1 protein-coding gene is annotated in these 1,213 nt (G+C 31.2%); it reads right to left on the reverse strand.

Annotation, left to right across the window (positions count from 1 at the left end):
* Positions 1-464: 464 nt before the first annotated feature.
* A partial coding sequence (locus ACFOY6_RS24115; RefSeq protein WP_379652456.1) for a hypothetical protein occupies positions 465-1,213 on the reverse strand: 749 nt, incomplete at its 5' end.

Below are 1,213 nucleotides of genomic sequence, written 5' to 3' on the forward strand. Positions count from 1 at the left end.
GATCATGTGTCACACTCGTTTTACCTTTATAATCATGATCTAATTCTTTAAATAAATCCTCTAACTGATAAATAGGAATTTCCTTATGTTCTTTTACATAATCGTACATATACTGTTTAAGTTGCTCTTTATCCATGTTTAACCTCCAAAACTTTTTTAATAATTTTTATTTAAAGTGGGTACTAGTCCCCAGTGTGTACCCATTTTATTTGTTAATTGGGGACTGCTGTAACCGTTGATATAACTTGCTTTGTTAAAAATAGTCCCCATAGTCACCATATTTATAAACAATAGTAGCTATATATCAAATTACAATTATCACTCTTTTAATTATTTATTATAAACACTATTTTTTATTGGGGACTTTGGGGACTAATCCCCAAAAAGTATTGAATTAATAGTGTTTATTAAGTCCCCAATTATTTCTATTTAGTGGGGACTGCTTGGAGACTTCGGGGACTTTTTTAATTGTATGGATTATGTGAATTAGAAAAATCAAAACCTAATTCTTTTACAATCTCATTTTTAATAGCATATCCTCTATTTTTTTGAGAGTTATACCTAACTTCTTTTTGAATTCTGTCTTTACTAGTTATTAAATAGCCTTTTTTATCCCATTGTCCTGTAATAGTTTGCATTTCATGACCTAATTTATCGTGTACAGTTTGACCTAATATACATAAATAATCACGTTTATATATAGCTTTGATATCACCATTTTTAACTTCACTATAACCATCACCAGCAATGTTATTTCTATTCGCATCTAAATATTGAAGTAATTCTTCAAGCAGTTGTTTAGGTTTATCAATCGTTTTATTATTTCTAACCATGCTGTCATAAGCTTGTTCAATGATTTTAAAATGATCGTGTTCAAATCCCTCAATGTCATTTAGTATTTCTCCAGTAACCTGTAATAACGCAAATGCACGGCCTAAACGTTGCATGATTTCATTGCTACCTTTTTGATTAAAGTACCTTTGATAACTTTCAAATGCACTCTTATATGCCTCTTGTTTAGATTTATATTGCTTGATGAATGCTATGCCTAACGTTCCGTAGTTCTCTCGAAATGCCTTATCTAAAGTGGTGAAATCAAAATTATCTGGATATGGTTGATCCTCCAACGTTACAACACGAGCAGATACACCAGCTTTCTCGTCTGCCATATTAGAAATAGATGCCTCGCCTGTAGAAAGTAAGATGTTTCGCC

Origin of the sequence: Teichococcus aestuarii, assembly GCF_042651065.1 — a bacterium.
GTDB classification, from domain to species: Bacteria; Pseudomonadota; Alphaproteobacteria; order Acetobacterales; family Acetobacteraceae; genus Pseudoroseomonas; species Pseudoroseomonas aestuarii.